General features: G+C 66.5%; 21 protein-coding genes. 14 read left to right on the forward strand and 7 right to left on the reverse strand.

Going from position 1 to position 15,939, the window contains the following annotated elements:
- Window positions 1–87 precede the first annotated feature (87 nt).
- Genes fumC through ACP694_RS14450 form a run of 6 tightly spaced genes read left to right on the forward strand, consistent with a single transcriptional unit; the run spans window position 88 to window position 3,893 of the window.
- Window positions 88–1,479 (forward strand): class II fumarate hydratase, encoded by a 1,392-nt coding sequence (gene fumC / locus ACP694_RS14425; protein ID WP_426013456.1) that lies wholly within the window; start codon window positions 88–90, stop codon window positions 1,477–1,479.
- Entirely contained in the window at window positions 1,479–1,886 is a 408-nt protein-coding gene (locus ACP694_RS14430) for a DoxX family protein (protein ID WP_426013458.1), read from the forward strand. The genes fumC and ACP694_RS14430 overlap by 1 nt, the downstream gene beginning before the upstream one ends.
- Entirely contained in the window at window positions 1,883–2,557 is a 675-nt protein-coding gene (locus tag ACP694_RS14435; protein WP_426013460.1) for a phytanoyl-CoA dioxygenase family protein, read from the forward strand. The genes ACP694_RS14430 and ACP694_RS14435 overlap by 4 nt, the downstream gene beginning before the upstream one ends.
- Window positions 2,554–3,309, forward strand: a complete 756-nt coding sequence (locus ACP694_RS14440) for an AAA family ATPase (RefSeq protein ID WP_426013461.1) — start codon at window positions 2,554–2,556, stop codon at window positions 3,307–3,309. The genes ACP694_RS14435 and ACP694_RS14440 overlap by 4 nt, the downstream gene beginning before the upstream one ends.
- A 31-nt stretch (window positions 3,310–3,340) precedes the next feature.
- Entirely contained in the window at window positions 3,341–3,583 is a 243-nt protein-coding gene (locus ACP694_RS14445) for a type II toxin-antitoxin system CcdA family antitoxin (protein WP_426013463.1), read from the forward strand.
- 1 nt (window position 3,584) lies between these two features.
- On the forward strand, window positions 3,585–3,893 hold the full coding sequence (locus ACP694_RS14450) for a CcdB family protein (RefSeq protein WP_426013465.1): 309 nt from the start codon (window positions 3,585–3,587) through the stop codon (window positions 3,891–3,893).
- Here the strand turns inward: ACP694_RS14450 and ACP694_RS14455 are convergent.
- Both ACP694_RS14455 and ACP694_RS14460 read right to left on the reverse strand, forming a co-directional pair.
- A complete protein-coding gene (locus tag ACP694_RS14455; RefSeq protein WP_426013467.1) occupies window positions 3,890–4,969 on the reverse strand; it encodes an IS630 family transposase in 1,080 nt (359 codons plus the stop codon). The genes ACP694_RS14450 and ACP694_RS14455 overlap by 4 nt on opposite strands.
- Window positions 4,970–5,037: 68 nt before the next feature.
- Window positions 5,038–5,439, reverse strand: coding sequence for a YccF domain-containing protein (locus ACP694_RS14460; RefSeq protein ID WP_426013469.1), 402 nt, complete (start codon window positions 5,437–5,439; stop codon window positions 5,038–5,040).
- A gap of 168 nt (window positions 5,440–5,607) precedes the next feature.
- Here ACP694_RS14460 and ACP694_RS14465 point away from each other — a divergent pair, with 168 nt between their 5' ends.
- The gene (locus ACP694_RS14465) at window positions 5,608–6,462 is read left to right on the forward strand and encodes an FkbM family methyltransferase (protein WP_426013470.1); all 855 of its coding nucleotides are present in this window, start codon (window positions 5,608–5,610) and stop codon (window positions 6,460–6,462) included.
- 10 nt (window positions 6,463–6,472) lie between these two features.
- On the opposite strand, the gene ACP694_RS14470 is transcribed toward ACP694_RS14465, so the two are convergent.
- Window positions 6,473–7,042, reverse strand: a complete 570-nt coding sequence (locus ACP694_RS14470; RefSeq protein ID WP_426013472.1) for a hypothetical protein — start codon at window positions 7,040–7,042, stop codon at window positions 6,473–6,475.
- Window positions 7,043–7,074: 32 nt separating this feature from the next.
- Window positions 7,075–8,085 carry a polyprenyl synthetase family protein gene (locus ACP694_RS14475; protein ID WP_426013473.1) on the reverse strand — a complete coding sequence of 337 codons (1,011 nt, stop codon included), beginning with the start codon at window positions 8,083–8,085 and terminating at the stop codon, window positions 7,075–7,077.
- Between the two features lie 240 nt (window positions 8,086–8,325).
- Here ACP694_RS14475 and ACP694_RS14480 point away from each other — a divergent pair, with 240 nt between their 5' ends.
- Window positions 8,326–8,988: a tRNA1(Val) (adenine(37)-N6)-methyltransferase gene (locus ACP694_RS14480; protein WP_426013793.1), complete on the forward strand. Its 663-nt coding sequence runs from the start codon at window positions 8,326–8,328 to the stop codon at window positions 8,986–8,988.
- A gap of 139 nt (window positions 8,989–9,127) precedes the next feature.
- Here ACP694_RS14480 and ACP694_RS14485 read toward each other — a convergent pair whose 3' ends face one another.
- Entirely contained in the window at window positions 9,128–9,691 is a 564-nt protein-coding gene (locus ACP694_RS14485; protein ID WP_426013475.1) for a nucleoside 2-deoxyribosyltransferase, read from the reverse strand.
- A gap of 26 nt (window positions 9,692–9,717) precedes the next feature.
- Between ACP694_RS14485 and ACP694_RS14490 the strand changes: the two genes are divergently transcribed.
- Window positions 9,718–10,551: a CAP domain-containing protein gene (locus tag ACP694_RS14490; RefSeq protein WP_426013476.1), complete on the forward strand. Its 834-nt coding sequence runs from the start codon at window positions 9,718–9,720 to the stop codon at window positions 10,549–10,551.
- A 120-nt stretch (window positions 10,552–10,671) separates the two neighbouring features.
- On the opposite strand, the gene ilvC is transcribed toward ACP694_RS14490, so the two are convergent.
- Together ilvC and ACP694_RS14500 are read right to left on the reverse strand one after the other, a co-directional pair.
- Complete coding sequence (ilvC, locus tag ACP694_RS14495) at window positions 10,672–11,691, reverse strand: ketol-acid reductoisomerase (RefSeq protein ID WP_426013478.1); 1,020 nt, start codon at window positions 11,689–11,691, stop codon at window positions 10,672–10,674.
- Between the two features lie 304 nt (window positions 11,692–11,995).
- Entirely contained in the window at window positions 11,996–12,898 is a 903-nt protein-coding gene (locus ACP694_RS14500; RefSeq protein ID WP_426013480.1) for an RcnB family protein, read from the reverse strand.
- Between the two features lie 107 nt (window positions 12,899–13,005).
- On the opposite strand from ACP694_RS14500, the gene ACP694_RS14505 reads away from it, so the two are divergent.
- The 5 genes from ACP694_RS14505 (at window position 13,006) to ACP694_RS14525 (ending at window position 15,862) form a co-directional block, all read left to right on the forward strand.
- The gene (locus ACP694_RS14505) at window positions 13,006–13,560 is read left to right on the forward strand and encodes a DUF924 family protein (RefSeq protein ID WP_426013482.1); all 555 of its coding nucleotides are present in this window, start codon (window positions 13,006–13,008) and stop codon (window positions 13,558–13,560) included.
- 93 nt (window positions 13,561–13,653) lie between these two features.
- Window positions 13,654–14,511, forward strand: coding sequence for a thymidylate synthase (locus ACP694_RS14510; protein WP_426013483.1), 858 nt, complete (start codon window positions 13,654–13,656; stop codon window positions 14,509–14,511).
- Window positions 14,508–14,939, forward strand: a complete 432-nt coding sequence (locus tag ACP694_RS14515) for a PaaI family thioesterase (protein WP_426013485.1) — start codon at window positions 14,508–14,510, stop codon at window positions 14,937–14,939. The genes ACP694_RS14510 and ACP694_RS14515 overlap by 4 nt, the downstream gene beginning before the upstream one ends.
- 9 nt (window positions 14,940–14,948) lie before the next feature.
- Complete coding sequence (locus ACP694_RS14520) at window positions 14,949–15,464, forward strand: dihydrofolate reductase (protein ID WP_426013486.1); 516 nt, start codon at window positions 14,949–14,951, stop codon at window positions 15,462–15,464.
- Complete coding sequence (locus ACP694_RS14525; protein ID WP_426013487.1) at window positions 15,461–15,862, forward strand: hypothetical protein; 402 nt, start codon at window positions 15,461–15,463, stop codon at window positions 15,860–15,862. Before ACP694_RS14520 ends, ACP694_RS14525 begins: the two co-directional genes overlap by 4 nt.
- Window positions 15,863–15,939 lie beyond the last annotated feature (77 nt).

Here is a 15,939-nt window from a genome sequence, read left to right on the forward strand (position 1 = left end):
CATCGGGCGGCTTCGCAAGCCGCGAGCGTTGCCCTTGGCCCGGCTTGGGTCTAGACCCCGCTCGACAGATTTTCGGAGACCCGCCGCATGACCAGCACGCGCAACGAGACCGACACCTTCGGCCCGATCGCCGTCGAGAACGACAAGTACTGGGGCGCTCAGGCCCAGCGCTCGCTCGGCAACTTCAAGATCGGCTGGGAGAAGCAGCCGCTTCCCATCGTCCGTGCCCTCGGGATCGTCAAGCGCGCCGCCGCCGAGGCCAATCTGGCCCTCGGCAAGCTGGATCCAAAGATCGCCGAGACCATCGTCGCGGCCGCTAACGAGGTCATCGACGGCAAGCTGAACGCGCACTTCCCGCTGGTCGTCTGGCAGACCGGCTCGGGCACTCAGTCGAACATGAACGCCAATGAGGTGATCTCCAACCGCGCGATCGAGATGCTGGGCGGCGAGATGGGCTCCAAGAAGCCCGTCCACCCCAACGACCATGTCAATATGAGCCAGTCGTCGAACGACACCTATCCGACGGCCATGCACGTGGCCTGCGCCGAACAGATCGTCCACGACCTGCTGCCCGCCCTCAAGCACCTGCACGAGGCCATCAAGGCCAAGTCCGACGCCTGGGCCAAGATCATCAAGATCGGCCGCACCCACACCCAGGACGCCACCCCCCTGACGCTGGGCCAAGAGTTCGGCGGCTACGCCCAGCAGGTCGCCAACGGCATCGCGCGCATCGAGCTGACCCTGCCCAAGCTGATGGAACTGGCGCAAGGCGGCACCGCTGTCGGCACCGGCCTCAACGCCCCGATCGGCTTCGCCGAGAAGGTGGCCGAGCAGATCGCGGCCATCACCGGCCTACCCTTCGTGACCGCTCCCAACAAGTTCGAGGCGCTGGCAGCCCACGACGCCATGGTCTTCAGCCACGGCGCGATCAACACCGTCGCCGCCAGCCTGTTCAAGATCGCCAACGACATCCGCTTCCTCGGCAGCGGCCCCCGCGCCGGCCTGGGCGAGCTGAGCCTGCCAGAAAACGAGCCCGGCTCGTCAATCATGCCGGGGAAGGTCAACCCGACCCAGTGCGAGGCCCTCACCCAGGTCTGCGTCCAGGTGTTCGGCAACCACGCCGCCGTCACCTTCGCCGGCAGCCAGGGTCATTTCGAGCTGAACGTCTTCAACCCGGTGATGGCCTACAACTTCCTGCAGTCGGTACGTCTGGTCTCTGACGCCGCCATCAGCTTCACCAACAACTGCGTGGTCGGCATCGAGCCGCGGATCGACAACATTCAGAAAGGCGTCGAGAACAGCCTGATGTTGGTCACCGCCCTGAATGGCAAGCTGGGCTACGACGCCTGCGCCAAGATCGCCAAGACCGCGCACAAGAACGGCACCACCCTTCGCGAGGAAGCCGTCGGCGGCGGCTACCTGACCAACGAAGAGTTCGACCAGTATGTCCGCCCCGAGAACATGATTTCGCCGGGCTGATGACGATGACGGCGCGCGGTTACACACGTCTGGTGATCGCCGCCGTCTACGCGCCCTTCGGCCTGTTTCACATCCTGGGCAGCCACGGCTTCTTGGCGATCATGCCGCCGATGATACCGTTTCCGCAGCAAATCGTGATCTTCACCGGGTTGTGCGAGATCGCGGGCGCCGTGGGGCTGTTGCTGCCCCGAACGCGTCGGTTAGCCGGGATCATGCTGGCCCTTTACGCCCTGTGTGTCTGGCCGGCCAATCTCTACCACGCCCTCAGCGGCGTCAGCATCCCGCCCCTGCCCAGCTCGTGGTGGTACCACGGACCTCGCCTGCTGCTGCAGCCGGTGCTCATCTGGGCGCCGCTGTGGGCGGCTGGGGTAATCGACTGGCCGTTTCGGCGACGGGCCGCTGAATGAGGGCCGTTCTACAACGAGACGGGGCGGTTCTCGCGCCCGCCATTCTGGACTCCATTCACATTGCCGCCCTACGCGATTTGGCCGTCGCGCAGGTCGGAAAGCGTCCCGGCGCACGCCTTCATGGCGCTGAGATCCTGGAGACTGTCCTTTCGCCGACAGGACCGGTCGGCGCATTGGCCGCCGAGCTCACCACGGCGACGGCCCGTCCGGTGCGTGCTGTAATGTTCGACAAGACCCCCGAGGCCAATTGGTCGGTGGGCTGGCATCAGGATCGCACCATCCCCGTGCGCCGACGCGTCGAGATCGAGGGCTTCGGCCCCTGGTCCACGAAGGACGGCCTGTTGCATGTCGCGCCGCCCTTCGAGATCCTGCAGCGCATGGTCACCCTGCGCATTCATCTCGACCCCGTGACGCCGGACAACGCGCCTCTGCGGGCCGCGCTCGGTTCGCATCGCCTGGGACGCGTCTCGGCGGACCAAGCCGCTATCCGCGCCATCGAGCATGTGGTGGTCGCATGCCTGGCGGAAGTTGGCGACATATGGGCCTACGCCACGCCCATCCTGCACGCCTCCGATCGATCGAAGGCGCCGCGTCGCCGTCGCGTGTTGCAGGTCGATTATGCCGACTTCAGCCTGCCTGGTGGCCTGGAATGGTTAGGGTTGGCCGCATGACCGCCCTGGACCGTCCGTACTGGATCGAGGCGCTGTTCGAGCGGCGCGACGGATGGGACGCCGGGTCCTATCCGTTCAACCTGCCGGCCGTGCGCGACCTCGACCGGTTGGCCTTCCATCCGCGCGTCACCTTCCTGGTCGGCGAGAACGGCTCGGGCAAATCAACCTTGATCGAGGCCCTGGCCGTGGCGTGGGGCTTCAACGCCGAGGGTGGTTCGCGAGACCACCAGTACTCCACCCGTGCCTCTCACTCGCCGCTGCACCGTTTCGTGCGGCCCGTGCGCGCGCCGCTGAGAGCTCGGGACGGCTACTTCCTGCGCGCCGAGAGCTTCTTCACCACGGCGAGCTATCTGGAAGCGTCGGGCACCGGACGGGCCGGTCAGGTCGGTTTGCACGAGCGTTCACATGGGGAAGCCTTCTTCGACCTGTTCGACAATCGATTCCTGGGCGACGGCCTCTACATCCTCGACGAGCCCGAGGCGGCCCTGTCGCCGCAGCGGCAGCTGTCCTTCCTGGCGCGACTGCATGAGCTCGTCCTGGCGCGCTCGCAATTCATCATCGCCACCCATTCGCCGATCCTACTGGGCTATCCCGACGCCTGGATCTACCAGGCCTCCGAACGCGGCCTGGATCGCGTCGAGTACGAGGACACCGAGCACTTCCAGGTGACCCGCAGCTTCCTCAACCGCCGACAGACCTTCCTCGATATCCTGCTGGCCCCGGAAGACGATGGCGACTCCTTCGAGGCCTGACGCCTTGCCTGCGCCGTGTTAGTCTCCGGCCATGGGCAAGGTCGAACTCGACATCGGCATCGATCCGGAACTGCTGGCTCAGGCCAAGCGGCTGGGCATTTCCGTGGCGGGCCTGAGCGAGAATCAGCTTCGGCTTCATCTTCAGAAGGTTGATCCCGCAGGCGCCGAAGAACGCGCCCGGCGCTGGGTGGAAGAAAACGCCGAGGCCATCAAGGAACACAACGAACGGATCGCTCGGCGCGGCCTGATCTCAGACCACTTCAGAAAGTGGTGAGTTGCGGCAGTTCGACGTCTTTCGAAATCCGTCGCTCGAAGCCCGCAAGGTTGCGCCTTTCCTGGTGATGCTGTCGTCGCATCACCTCCGCAGCATAGACGAAGTCATTGTCGCGCCCCTGGTCAATGACGCCGCCGAAACCGTCTGCCTACTTGAAATTCGAGTTGAAATCGAAGGCCAACGCCTGACCCTTATCGTCAGCGAGCTGTTCAGCCTCCTGCCGACAGGACTGCATGGCGCAGTTGCAAGTCTGGTCTACCTTGAAGACGACATCCGACGCGCCATCGACCGCCTGTTCACCGGCTTCTAGTGGATTGAATCCAACACTTGGTGCCCTCGTGCTGCGGCGGCGATGATCTTGTCGGGGTCGGCAGTCCAGACGAAGGGTTTGGGCTGCTGGTTGTGATCGGCGACGAAGCGGTTGATGGCGGCCTGGAGATCGACGACGCCCTTGAAGACGCCCCGCTTGAGTCGTCGCTTGGTCAGGACGGCGAAGAAGCCCTCGACGGCGTTGAGCCAGCTGGCCGAGGTGGGCGTGAAATGGAACGTCCAGCGCGGATGGCGGCCCAGCCAGGCGATCACCTTCGGATGCTTGTGGGTGGCATAGTTGTCGAGGATGGCGTGGACGGCCTTACCAGCCGGGACCTCGCGCTCGACGGCGTTGAGAAAGCGGATGAACTCCTGATGTCGGTGGCGCTGCATGCAGCGGCCGATGACCTTGCCTTCGAGCACGTCGAAGGCGGCGAACAGGGTGGTCGTGCCATGGCGCTTGTAATCATGGGTCATGGTTCCGGCCCGACCCTTCTTTAACGGCAGGCCCGGCTGGGTGCGGTCAAGCGCCTGGATTTGCGACTTCTCATCGACGCTGAGCACTACGGCGTGGGCGGGGGGATCGACATAGAGGCCGACGATGTCGCGAACCTTGGCGGCGAACTTGGGATCGTTGGACAGCTTGAAGGTGCGAATACGGTGCGGCGCCAGGCCATGGGCCCGCCAGATGCGCTGAACCGAGGTCAGGCTGACGCCAGCGGCTCTCGCCATAACCCGGCCGGTCCAGTGGGTCGTCTCGCCGGGCGGTTCGCCCAGGGTCAGGGCGATGATCCGATCAGCCACCTCGTCGGCCAGCTTGGGTATCCGCGGCGGTCGGGTCTTGTCGCGCAGCAGGCCCTCAACACCGGCCTCCATGAACCGCGCCTGCCAGCGCCAGACCGCCGTCTTGCTGACGCCGGCGGTGCGCATGATCTCCAACGTGCCCAGGCCATCGGCCGTGGCCAGCACGATCTTGGCGCGCCAGACATGCTTCTGCGCGCTGTTGCGGTCATCGACGATCGCCCGCAGGCGCTTGCGATCGGTCGGGCTCAGATGGACGGTGATGCCAGTGCGCATCCCCAAGACTCGCACAGCCGAAAAGCCATGGGAATCCCGCAAAGGACTCTTATGTAAGCTTCAATCCACTAGCGCTTATCGACCACGACCCGCCCGATCGGCGCTAGGGCCACGACGGCCAACTGCAGGTCCTTGATCGCGAAGGGGATGCCGATGATCGTCACGGCCTCGGCGACGGCGATGACCAGATGGGACAGGGCGATGTACCATCCGCCTAGCACAAACCAGATGACATTGAGCACGCAGCCCAAGCCGCCGGTCCCCAGGTCGCCTTGGCCAGTCATCACGTCGCGCGACACGATTTCCTTGCCGAACGGCCAGAAGGCGAAGCCGGCGATGCGCCAGGCCGCGGCGGTATAGGGCAGGCCTACGACGGTGAGGGCCAGCAGAGCGCCGCCCAGCAGCCACAGCAGGCCGCTGATCCAGCCACCCATCACGAACCACAGGATGTTGAGCAACAGTCGGATCATCGCGGTCTCCAATGTCTTACGACGCCTAGCCGTGCGACGAATCGCGGGCCTTGTCGAGCTTGGCGCGCCGCGACGCAGGTGACGCAGCGTTGCCGGCCGGCTATGTGACGCGCCAGACACAAGATTGCCGCGCCGCGATTCCGTGACGCCGCACGCGACGAGGACTCCATGGGCCTGTTCCGCAAGACGAAGCACCAAGCCATCTCGCTGCCGGTCGGCGCCGCCCCCATCCCGACCGCGGTGAAGTTCCGCGGCTGCACCTTCCGCATGCCCGACCACTGGGTGATTACCAAGCAATTGCTGGACGGCAAGGATTACGAGCCCTGGGTGTTGGACTACTTCCTGCAGACGCTGAAGCCCGGCATGACCGTGCTGGACGTCGGCGCTAGCTGGGGCGCCTTCGCCCTGCCAGCCGCCAGGAAGGTCGGAGCCAGCGGCCAGGTCATCGCCATCGAGATGAGCCCTGGCAACGGCCGGGTGATCCTGGAAAGCGCCAAGGCCAATGGCGTGGAGAACATCCGGCTGATCCTGGTCGGCGTGTCCGACACCCTGGGCACCGCCTTCTTGCGTCGCCAGACGATGCACAACAACCACCAGCTGGAACCGTCGGGTGAGGCCGCGCCGAGCGACTTGGGCGACTACGACTTGGCCCCCGTGGTGCCGATTGATCTGCTGCGCGGCGAGTTCGGCAAGGTCGATGTGATGAAGATCGACATCGAGGGCATGGAATATCGCGCCTTCATGGGGGCCAAGGCCTTCATGGCCGACCAGAAGCCCATCACCTTCCTGGAATATTCCCCGGCCTTCCAGGCCGAGACCTCGCGCGCGGAAGGTTCGGCCCTGCTGAGCTTCTTCCTCGACATGGGCTACGGCGTCGAAATCCTGCACCGCAAAAAGCGGCGCGAGGCCGTGAAGGCGGCCAGCCCTGCCGAAGTGATTGCGAAAGTCGATGAAGCCTGGAAGCGCCATGTCGAGGACGACAACGGCACCCACCTGGACCTGTGCTTGAAGGCAAGGGGCTAGCAGGCCCGGCCTACTTGATCAGTTGCCACTTCTTGGCCCAGCGGCCCTTGCCGAAGCGGGTGAGAATCAGCAGGTAGAGGCCTGAATAGATTACCGTGCCGACGCCGACCGCGACCATGGCCCAGGTTCCGGGCGTGCGCCACGGCGGCGGCAGAAGCCAGTTGTGCGGCGGTGATGTCAGTTCCCACCAAAGCCCGCCCACCCAGGCCAGCGAGAACAGCAGCACTGCGGGATAGCGCAGCAGCGGGCTCTTCTGGACCAGCAGCAGGAACTGGACGAAGGCCACGGCCAGAAAAGCCGCGATGGCTGCGCCAGCGGTCAGCCAGCCGTTATGAGCCAGAAGTTTGACCCGGATGGCGGCGGTAAAGGCGGCCCACAGCGGCGCCCAAAGCACCGGTCCGAACATCAGCAAGAAGATGCCGACGCCGACCACAAGGCCGATCCCGCCGCCGATCACCTTGCCTGCCGCTTCGCCCGCGTGATGGGCCTGGCCGTGGGGGTCGCCGCTGGGATTGTTGGACGAAGTCTCCAGCGTCGTGTTCAGCGGCGTGGGCGGGCCCTCGGGCTCGACCCACAGCATGTTCGACGTCTTTGGATCGTCCCGCCGCGCCATCAACTGCGCCGGCTGACCGCGAAGTCGGCCAGGCTTTCCAGGCTGGAGCGCCATTCGTTGGCCGGGAAGCCCGCCAGGGCGCCCTTGGCCTTGTCGGCATATTCCGAGGCCAGGTCGAGGGTTGCCTCCAGCGCGCCGGTGCCGATGATCAGTTCGCGGGCGCGGCGGAAGTCGGCGTCTGTCTGCTCGCGACGGCCGATGGCCCGCTCCCAGAACTCGGCCTCGCGGGGGCCGGACCGGGCGATGGCCAGCAGCAGCGGCAAGGTGGCCTTGCCTTCGCGGAAGTCGTCACCAGCGTTCTTGCCCAAGGCCTCGGTCGTGCCGCCATAGTCCAAGGCGTCGTCGGCCAGCTGGAAGGCTAGGCCCAGGTTCATGCCATAGGCGCGCAGGGCGTCGGACTGCACGGCCGGCACTCCGGCCGAGACGCCGCCAGCCTCCGAGGCCGCGGCGAACAGCTCCGCGGTCTTGGCGCCAATGATTTCCAGATACAGCGACTGCGAAAGGTTCAGGTCGTGGCTGCGGGTGAGCTGTAGAACCTCGCCCTCGGCGATGACGCGGCTGGCCTTGGCCAGGATCTCCAGCGCCTTCATCGAATTCGTTTCGACCATCAGCTCGAAGGCCCGGGCGAAGAGGAAGTCGCCGACCAGCACGCTTTGCGCCGCGCCCCAAATCAGGTGCGCCGCCATCTTGCCGCGCCGCAGCTGGCTGCCATCGACCACGTCGTCGTGCAGCAGGGTGGCGGTGTGGATGAACTCGACGGCGGCGGCCAGCTTGAGGCAGGTGTCGTCGCCCGACCCGGCCAGGCGCGCGGCGGCCACGGTCAGCAGCGGGCGCAGGCGCTTGCCGCCGGCGGCGATCAGGTGCTCGGCCAAAGCCGGGATGACCGGCACTTCGCTCTGCATGCGCGCGGTGATCAGAGCATCGACCCCGGTCATGTCGGCGGCGGCCAGCCGCACGAGACGATCCACCGATCCCGGCTCCCGGGCGAGGGTCGCTGCAGCTGCGTCCAAGACAATACTCTCCCTGACTGACGCCCGCCGGGGGTCGGCGTGCGCCTTGCGTCTCGCGGGCTTGATCAGCCGTTGCGAGCGACAATGGTGGCGGGATAGGTCAGGGTCAAGGCGAGCACAAGGCTTGAAACGTTGCCGAACGAGATCCTCCCCCCTGGACCGCCCCTCGGGGTCACTGAAGATACCGTGCTGGGCGGCCGCGTCAGGCTGCGCCAGGCCGTGTCCGGATACCGGGCGGGCATGGACGCCGCCCTGCTGGCGGCGACCTGCGACGCCCCGCCCGGCGATCGCGTCATCGAGGCCGGTTGCGGCGTTGGCGGCGCCCTGCTGGGCGCCGCAAGTCGCCGACCCGACACCCGATTCGTCGGACTGGAGCGCGATCCGGCCGCCGCCACATTGGCGCGCGGCAATGTCGCGCTCAACGGCCTGGAGGCTCGGGTCGAGATCATCGAGGGCGATGTCGAGGCCGGCTTTCGGGCGCTCGGCCTGCCCTTGTTCGACGCGGCGATCAGCAATCCGCCGTTCTTTGACGACCCTGGCGCCCTGCGCGCCCCGGCCGCAGAAAAGTCCGGCGCCTGGATGGCGGATGGCGGCCTGGCGGCCTGGACGGTCTTTTGCCTGAAAGCGGTGCGCGAGGGCGGGACGGTCACCCTGATTCACCGCGCCGATCGGCTGGGCGACATCCTGACGCTATTGGCTCCCAAGGCGGGGTCGTTCAGGATCCGCCCCATCGCGCCGTTCGCCGACGCTCCGGCCAAGCGGGTGATCGTCCGGGCGATCAAGACCGGCAAGGCGCCGCTGGTGCTGTTGCCGCCTCTGGTGCTGCATGAACGGGAGGGCGCGGGACACACGGTGCGGGCGGAAGCGATCCTGAGGGGGGAAACGGGGCTGGGATGGAGTTAGCCGTTACTTGCCCCCTAGGGGTCGCTTCGCGATCGTCTTCCCCCATAGGAGGAAGAGCTCAGGCGCGCTGGGCTCCGCGCCCCATGGGGGACGGACAGGCGGCGAAGCCGCCAGGTGGGGGCAAGTGGGCGAATAGACCCTACTCAGCGTACAGCGCCAAGGCGTCCAGGCACATCTCCAGCCCCGTCAGGTCGTGCAGCGTGTCCTCGGTGATGATCACGAACAGGCGCCGGGCCTCGGCCCACAGCATCACCGTCTCCGGCAGGCCGAAGTCCTCGACCACGCAACCGTCGCCATCGCGCCAGACGCCGGCCTCGTCGCGCTGGGCGCCGACATGGGCCTCGACCCGGTCGACATATTCGGCCTCGATTTCGTCGGCGACGTTGAGATAGGCGAAGACCGGCTTGCCCAGCCCAGCCAACACCCCGGCCTCGAAGGCGGCGCTGGCGGCGCAGGACGGACCGCGCCAGGGCGTCAGGTTTATCACCCCGGCGTCGGCCTGACGCAGCTTCGCCATTCTTTCGGTGTAGAGTTCGCGGGCCCGGATCTCGGAATCGTTGGGATCGCTCTCGACGATGGCGGGCGCCGTCAGGCCAGTGAAGCCGAAGTTCAGGCACAAGGCGCGTTGCCGGGCGGCGTGCGGCTCGGCGTCGGGCAGCCAGGGTTCGGGGCCGGCCAGCCATAGGGAACGGACAGGTCTCATGAGACCTTAGAGCTTGCGCAAACGGGATGCTGTCAACCGCCTTGAAGATGTCGCCCCCCATCGGGACCACGGTCCACCGTCGCACCCTCCTCGCCGTCGTCGGCTCAAGCCTGCTGCCTGCCTGCGCGCGCGCCGCGCTGAGCGACTCCTGGCTCGCCTATGAGCGCCGCCTGCGGGCTCAGTTGGCCCAGCGACGCGGCGACTTCGATCCAGATTTCGAACAGGACCTGGCCGATCTGGGCGACATCTTTCGGCGCGCTCGAGGCCTGCGAAACCTGACGCCCGATCCCGGCCTGACCCTGGCGGCCCGGGCCCATGCCGCTGACGTGGCCCGCACCGGCGTGTTCGACCACATGACCCCCGAGGGTTTCGGACCTGCGGCCCGCGTCGGCCTGCTGGCCCGCGACCTGATCGGCGCCCCGGCCGAGAACATCGCCGAGCGGCTCAACGCCATTGGGCCAGTGCGTCCCGACCAGATCATGGGCCAGTGGAAGACCAGCCCCAGCCACCGCGCCAACCTGCTGGCCACGGGCTTCACCCATGTGGGCTACGGCGTGCTTCGCCGGGGGGCCGAGGTGATTGCCGTGGGCGCCTATGCCGAGGTCTCGGCCCGGCTGGCTGGCCCTGCCCCGCTACGGGTGTCGTCCGTGGACGCCATCGGCGAGGCCCTGGCCCGCGCCACCCCGCGCATCGATCAGTTCTCGGTGTCGGAGCCGGGCGCCGAGCCCCTGATCGAGACCTATCTCGAAGGCCCTGGCCCCCAAACCCTGCCGCCGGGCGCCTGGCAACTGCGCCCTCACCTTTCGACCGGGGAACACAAGTATCAGGTCGCCTGGGGGCCGGTGTTCTTGTTGGGGTGAGATTCCAAATGCCGCTCATCCCGGCCAATGCCAGGATGAGCGGTTGAATGGGTTTGGTGGACGAAAAACGGCGGGCCCTCTCGAGCCCGCCGTCTGACGTTTCAGCGATGGCGCAAAAGCCTAGTTCTTGGCCACGTCGACCAGCTTGTTCTTGGCGATCCAGGGCATCATGGCGCGCAGGCGGCCGCCGACTTCCTCGATCTGGTGCTCGGACGTCCGGCGACGGGTGGCCTTGAACGAGGGTTGGCCGACCTGGTTTTCCAGCATGAAATCGCGGACGAACTTGCCCGACTGGATGTCTTCCAGCACCCGCTTCATCTCGGCCTTGGTCTCCGAGGTGACGATGCGCGGGCCGGTGACATATTCGCCGTACTCGGCCGTGTTGCTGATCGAGTAGTTCATGTTGGCGATGCCGCCTTCATAGATCAGGTCGACGATCAGCTTCAGCTCGTGCAGGCACTCGAAATAGGCCATTTCCGGCGCGTAACCGGCTTCGACCAGCACTTCGAAGCCGCAGCGGATCAGCTCGACCGTGCCGCCGCACAGGACGGCCTGTTCGCCGAACAGGTCGGTCTCGCACTCTTCGCGGAAGTTGGTCTCGATGATGCCCGAGCGGCCGCCGCCGATGGCCGACGCGTAGGCCAGGCCCAGGTCGTGGGCGTTGCCCGTGGCGTCGTGGTGGACAGCGATCAGGCAGGGCACGCCGCCGCCTTTCTGATATTCGCCGCGCACGGTGTGGCCGGGGCCCTTGGGCGCGACCATCAGGACGTCGATGGTGTCCTTGGGCTCGATCAGGCCGAAGTGGACGTTCAGGCCGTGAGCGAACAGCAGGGCCGCGCCGTCGCGGATATTGGGGGCGATCTCTTCGGCATAGATCGCCCGCTGATGCTCGTCGGGCGCCAGGATCATGATCAGGTCGGCCCAGGCGGCGGCCTCGGCCACGGTCATGACCTGCAGGCCCTCGGCCTGAGCCTTCTTGGCGGTGGCCGAACCGGCGCGCAGGGCGACGGCGACGTTGCTGGCGCCCGAGTCGCGGAGGTTGAGAGCGTGCGCGTGACCTTGCGAGCCGTAGCCTACGATCGCGATCTTCTTGTCCAGGATGCGGGCGAGGTCGGCGTCGCGATCATAATAGACGCGCATGTTTTTTCTCCAGGACTGGTCAAATCAGGCCGTCCCGCGCAACGGCGGAGCGACAAAGGCCGGGCGTTTGAGCGTTTTTTTGCCGTTTCGTCAAGGCGATGACGGCAGAACGTTGTGACCTTATAGCCTCTGCGGCCACGTTTTAGACCCTGGGGCGCTCCGCCGCCATCGTCGGCGTGGCAGGAGCCGGCCAGAACGGCAAGTCGCCGCCGTCCGCCGCTCCTGAAAGGCAGCGAAATCGACGACGAAGGTCGAGGATGCCGATGGGGACGCACGCATGCGTGCGTCCCCAAATTTCAGTCAATCACCAGAACAGGTCGTAGTTGACGCTGAGCACCTGGCCCGACCAGATATCGACGAGGACGGCGTCGTCGCCGACCCGAACCCACTCGCAGCCGGCCGGAGGATAGGGCAGGCCATAGGAACCGGCGTTCAGATAGTAGGACTGGCCGTACCAGCCGCCCGGCAGATAGTCGCCGAACGACCATTGGTTCACGTAGAAGCCACGTGGATAGCGATAGACGCCGACCCGGTAGCGCTGGCCGGCCTGATAGGAAGGACGGTAGCGACGCTGGTCATAGCGCTGACGGTTGTTGTCGCGGTCACGCCAGTGGCCGTTGTCGCCGGGGCGGCTCTGGCCGGGACGATCCCAACCGCCCGGACGTCCGCCCTGATCGGGACGACCGCCTTGGCCGGGACGGTCCCAGCCACCGGGACGCCCGCCTTGGTCGGGGCGGCCCTGATCTGGACGACCCTGTCCTTGACCCCAATTTCCGCCCTGGCCACCACGACCGCCTTGGCCATTCTGGCCCTGCCAGCCGCCGCGGTCACGGCCTTGCTGCGGGTTTTGCGCCTGCGGGGGAGTTTGAGGCTGCTGAGGCTGTTGAGGCTGTTGAGGCTGTTGAGGCTGTTGAGGCTGTTGAGGCTCCTGCGGCTGTGGCGCCGGACGGCCGCCGCTCCAACTGCCGCCGCCGTTGGAGCGGTCGCCACGATCACCGCGATCGCTACTCGAAGGTTGCTGTTGAGGCTGGGCCTGTGGTTGAGGCTGCTGCTGACCGCCGCGATCGCCACCGTTATCCCCGCGTGGGCCGCGCTCGCCGCCCTCTTGGCGGCCCCCGCGCCGGTCAAGCTGTCCCGCGCCGGCGGCTTCGGCCGCGGCACCGCCCAGCAGCGACAGGATCATCGCGGTCGTGATCAGACGTTTCATTTCGTGCTCCAGGGATCCCTTGTGGTGGGTCCGACGCTCATCCCTTGTATGTAGTGTCGGCCCAGCGCCATGAACCGCGTTTGAACGACGCCGCTGAGGAATGCTTTATGCTCGTCAACCCTCAGGACGTTCTCGGCTTCTGGGCCGCCGCCGGCCCGGCCAAGTGGTTCGTCAAGTCGGACGTCTTCGACGCGGCGATCCGGCTGAGGTTCGAACCCGTCCATCTCGTCGCCGCGCGCGGCCAGTACGACGGCTGGGCGGGCGACGCCGAAGGCGCGATGGCCCTGGTCATCCTGCTCGACCAGTTTCCCCGCAACCTCTACCGCGACAGTGGCCACGCGTTCGCCACCGACGGCAAGGCCCGGACGATCGCTGTCGCGGCCGTGGCCGCCGGTTACGATAAGACCGTGGACCCGCTGCTGCGGCCGTTCTTCTACCTGCCTTACGAACATTCGGAGTCCCTGGCCGAACAGGACGCCGGCATCGCCCTGTTCGAAGGCCTGCCGAAGGACAACGGCGACGCCGAGAGCCTGAACTGGGCCCTGCTGCACCGGGACATCATCGCCCGGTTCGGCCGGTTCCCGCACCGCAACGCGGCGCTAGGGCGGACAACCACGCAGGAAGAACAGGCGTTTCTGGACGAGGGCGGCTTCGCGGGGTGACAAAGCCCCTCCCTCCACCTTACTGACGGGACGAACGCCCAAACGCATTTGCCGCACTGGCGACGACGGCGATTCGCCTGCACTCTAGCGACCATGAACGCCATCGTCCCCATCCACGCCCAGCAGGCCCCCGCCGACCATCCGGAACGGCAGTACCTGAACCTGTTGCAGGACATCCTCGACAACGGCGTCCAGCGCGGCGATCGCACAGGCACCGGCACGTTGGGCGTCTTTGGCCGGCAGATTCGTTTCGATCTGTCCAAAGGCTTCCCGGTCCTGACCACCAAGAAACTGCACCTGCGCTCGATCATCGTCGAGCTGCTGTGGTTTCTGAAGGGCGACACCAATGTCCGCTATCTGCAGGAAAACGGCTGCAAGATCTGGGACGAATGGGCCGACGAGAACGGCGACCTGGGTCCGGTCTACGGCAAGCAATGGCGCTCGTGGGCGGCGCCGGCCAAAGACGGAAACGGAGTCGGCTCGATCGACCAGATGGCCAGGCTGGTCGAGGGCCTGAAGACCAATCCCAACGGTCGCCGTCACATCGTCAGCGCCTGGAATCCGGCCGATGTCGACGACATGGCCCTGCCGCCTTGCCACTGTCTGTTCCAATTCTTCGTCGCGGATGGGAAACTCAGCTGCCAGCTCTACCAGCGCAGCGCCGACGTCTTCCTGGGCGTGCCGTTCAACATCGCCTCCTACGCCCTGCTGACGATGATGGTCGCCCAGGTCGTCGGTCTGCAGCCGGGCGAGTTCGTCCACACCTTCGGCGACGCCCACCTCTATCTCAACCACCTGGACCAGGCCCGCGAACAACTGACCCGCGAACCCCTCCCCCTCCCCACCCTGAAGATGGCCGACAAGACAGATCTGTTCGGCTTTGAGTACGCAGACTTCACGCTGGAAGGCTACGAGGCTCATCCGCACATCAAGGCGGCCGTGGCGGTGTGACCTGGGCTACTGACCGCCTCGATCAGATCAAGAGCGGCGACGTCGTCCTGCCGCCGGTCGTCCAGACCCTCCAGCTCGGCGGCCTCGACGACTGGGGCGAGGGCTGGGTGCGCAAGACCTGGACGCCGGCGCCGGAGTTGCTGAATGTCGATGGCTCGTTGTTCGGCGGCTACATCGCCGCCCTCGCCGACCAGATCCTGGCGCTCGCGGCCATGACCGTCGCGCCGGGCAACGCAATGTTCCGCACCAGCAATCTCAAGGTCGATTTCATCCGCGTGGGCAAGGCGGAAGTCTTGACGATCGAAGGCCGCGTGGTGGCCCAGACCAGGGGCATGATCCATGTCGACGCCGATTTCCGGCGACCCGACGGCGAGTTGATCGCCCGCGCCTCGGCGCAACAGGTGGTGGTTCCGTTCGGAGCGGCGTAGAACGGGCCCATGTCCGTGATCCTTACCGTCGGCCCCGTGGCCCGCTCGCTCAACGGCGTCATCGGCCGAGATGGCGATCTGCCCTGGCGCCTGAAGTCCGACCTGGCGATCTTCAAGGCCTGCACGATGGGCAAGCCGGTGATCATGGGGCGAAAGACCTGGGACAGCCTGCCCCGCAAGCCTCTTCCCGGCCGGATGAACATCGTGCTGTCGCAGGACGGCTCGTTCGAACCCCAGCAGGCCGTGGTCTGCGAGAGCTTCCTGGAAGCCCTGCAGATGGCCAAGGAACAGGCCGCCGACGACGGCGTCGACGAGGTCTGCGTGATCGGCGGCCGGGCGATCTTCGAGCTGGCCCTGCCCCGCGCCAAGCGGCTGTACCTCACCGAGGTGCAGGCCGAGGTGGAGGGCGACGTCTCGTTCCCGGCTTTCGACGAGACCGCCTGGACGGAGGTGCGCCGCGAGGAGCACCCCGCCGGTCCCGATGATGACCACGCCTTCGTGTTCCGTGTATTGGAGCGTCGATGATGCCTGTTCGCCCTCACCTGTTCGCCGCGCTTTGCGTCCTGACGCTGTGCAGCGCCGCCCCGGTCGATGCGCGCAACCTGGGCCAGGACGACAGCCTGGGGCGGGCGGCGGCGACCGACGTGGTGGTGTTCGACGTGCTCAAGGTTCGTCCGCTACAGCGCGGCGAAGTAGCGACCTGCCGGGTCTATGGTCGGGCGATCAAGGCCGAGCGTGGCGCCCGCTTCAAGCCGCGCCAGTCAGTGCGATTGACCGTCCCCTGCGCCGCCCAGGGCGCCGGATCGTCGGACTCGACGCCCAAATGGATCGACCGCGAGGCCCTGGTTCGCTCGGCCCACGGCCGCGCCTTCCTGGCCAGTGACGGCGCGTTGATCGCCTATGAGCTCTACGATCTGGACTGAGGCGTTGCGTGCGGGTTCAAACGCCCGTTTACTCCGCCCATGCGCCCGCTAGAGGTGTCGCAACGGGAGCAAGACGC

Source organism: Caulobacter sp. DWR2-3-1b2, assembly GCF_049896345.1.
In the GTDB taxonomy this organism is placed as follows: Bacteria; Pseudomonadota; Alphaproteobacteria; order Caulobacterales; family Caulobacteraceae; genus Caulobacter.